The 2,472-nt window shown below is 27.3% G+C and carries 3 protein-coding genes; 1 reads left to right on the top strand and 2 read right to left on the bottom strand.

The window, feature by feature from the left end:
• Positions 1 to 218: hypothetical protein (locus tag PLW95_08080; protein HOV22613.1), on the top strand; the 218-nt coding region annotated here is incomplete at its 5' end.
• Here PLW95_08080 and PLW95_08075 read toward each other — a convergent pair.
• Positions 219 to 1,232 carry a uroporphyrinogen decarboxylase family protein gene (locus tag PLW95_08075; GenBank protein HOV22612.1) on the bottom strand — a complete coding sequence of 338 codons (1,014 nt, stop codon included), beginning with the start codon at positions 1,230 to 1,232 and terminating at the stop codon, positions 219 to 221. It lies immediately after the preceding gene.
• Between the two features lie 79 nt (positions 1,233 to 1,311).
• Positions 1,312 to 2,472: fucose isomerase (locus PLW95_08070; GenBank protein HOV22611.1), on the bottom strand; the 1,161-nt coding region annotated here is incomplete at its 5' end.

Below are 2,472 nucleotides of genomic sequence, written 5' to 3'. Positions count from 1 at the left end.
CAAAAAATAAAGTAATTTCTCCAATTGCTGTTCCTATCAGTCCACATAAAAAAATCACAACTACTAAATATAAAAATTTCATTTTGGTAATTCAATATAACACTTTTTTTGATTTTCTGTCAACTGAAATTTTTATATCAAGTGAAAGAAAAAAATTACAAGTTAGATGGGGCAATTTTACCAGTAATACGAGATGTATAATTTTTATTTACTCATAGTTATTTAAAAGGGAAATCAGGATTTAATGTTTCTATAAGAGCAACAATATTTTCTACAGGAACATCTTTAGGAATATCATGAGATGGAGAAGCAATATATCCTCCTCCTTTGCCAATAGTTTGTAAAATTTTTTTAGTCTCATCTTTTACCTGTTGAGGTGTACCAAATGGAAGAAGTTTTTGAACACTAATACCACCAAAAAATGAAAGTTTATCTCCATAAATTCTTTTGATTTCAAAGATATTCATTACTTCTGGTTGAAATGGATTAAAAACATTTACGCCAATATCTATTAATTCGGGTAGTATTTCTTGAACATCTCCACAAGAATGAATAAATACTGGCAGGCCAACTTTATGAACTTCCTGATACATTTTTTCTAATCGAGGTTTAAGAAATTTTCTCCAGAAAGGTATTCCCATTATCAACCCTTTTTGTTGTCCCCAGTCATCTCCAAATCTAAAACCATCTATTGGATATTTTGAAGTGTTTTTAATTATTTTTATATTAAAATTAACAATTGTATCAAGAAGTTCATTGACGAAAGGTGGATTTTCTATCATATCTATTAAAAAATTTTCCATTCCTCTTAATGTCCATGCTCTTTCAAAAAGAGAAAAACCGATAGAGCATAAAATAAATTTATCTTTATTTTTTTCTATAATTGTAGAGAAATGAGAATATCTTTTAGGATTATCAGGGTCAGGAAATTTATACCCCTTTATAGAGGGATATTTTAGCACAGGTATTGGATTACCTATATCTTTATCTATAGACCTATCCCACATAACTCCAAATTCATCCATCCACATATTGGGTTTAATTTCAACCCATGAGTTAAAAGAAACTGGTTCTATATAAACTATATGATTTCCAATTTCATCTTCAGAGATTTCCCCTCCAAAATAATTAGTAAGTTTTCTATATGCAGGTTGAGTAAAATTTATATTAAAAGGAACAATATCTGTTTCTTGATGAAGCAAGGCATATTTAACTCTTTCTTTTTTAGTCATTTTCATATTCCCTATCAAACTAAAATTTTTATGTTTAACAAAAAAAGTATTGTAATAGAGAAATTGTTTACTCTAAACCTTAGTCATTTTTATATATATCCCATTTTTTATATTTTTTTAATGCTTCATAAATAATATTTGAAACATTTGAGAAATTTATACAGGTATGATGTTCAAATCCATTTTCACATATAAATTTTAATAATTTTTGAAGGTTTTTAATTTCTGCAACACCATAACCACCAAATGTTTTAACCTTTTCTTCTGTGATTTCTCCTTCCCCTGTATATGCCTTAATTTCTCCTTTTATATCGTCTGTTGATAATCTTAAAAAAGTAAAATGTCCTGCTTTTATTTTCCCAATAATTGACCCATAAGCATTTTCTTCACCAACACTTGATTTTATTATTTCTGAACTTACAATTTTGTTTTCCTCAAAAAATGATATAGGAAAATTGCTACAATGAAAAAGGACACATTTATCTTTTTCGTTTTTATAATTGTTATTCCAATCAACTATTGCAGAAGGTTTTTCTGATGCAATTTGTAAAATATACATACCTAAAGCACCAGTAATATCAACCTCACAAGCAGAAGGAATAAGATAGTTTGAAAGATAACTCATAACTATGCAAGGAGCAATTCCATAATTTTCTTCTATTGAATTCCAACATTGAATTGCAACTGTTTTTATATCATATTCTCTTATCCAGTTCTCAATGACAATTTTGAATTTTGCCATTTTTATAATTGCCTGGTCTGAAATTAAACTTGTATCTGCATAATTTTTAAGTTGTTCAAATTCATCTTTAACTTTTATATCATTGTTTTGAATTTTATCTATCTTTGAAAAAATTTCTGAAAGGTCAATTGTATCTACACTTATACCATTATTTTCAAGTATTTTCTCACTATATCTTACTGTCTTAAAAGCAACAGGTCTTGTTCCAATTGCTCCAATTTTTAAGTTTTTTAGATTTTTTAAAATCCTACATATTTTAATAAAATTATCTATTTCTTTTTTGAACTCTTCATCAAGAGTTAATGTATGAAACGAGGATAAAGTAAATTTTATTCCATATTGATAAAAAATATTACAAATTGAAATTTTACCGCAAAAACTATCTCTTCTATTTGAAACATCCATTTTATCAATCTCATCTGGAAATGCATGGACAAAAACAGGAACATCAAGTTGAGAATATCTTATTGTATCTGCAATCCCTCTTTCATCCCCAAA

The organism is bacterium, from assembly GCA_035370465.1.
Taxonomy (GTDB): domain Bacteria; phylum Ratteibacteria; class UBA8468; order B48-G9; family JAFGKM01; genus JAGGVW01.
Note: the sequence above shows the minus strand (reverse complement) of the source record. Positions and strands in the feature narration are given on the sequence as shown.

Coding starts and splice junctions, on each gene's coding strand:
- PLW95_08075 (HOV22612.1), bottom strand. CDS start 1,232: ATGACTAAAAAAGAAAGAGTTAAATATGCCTTGCTTCATCAAGAAACA.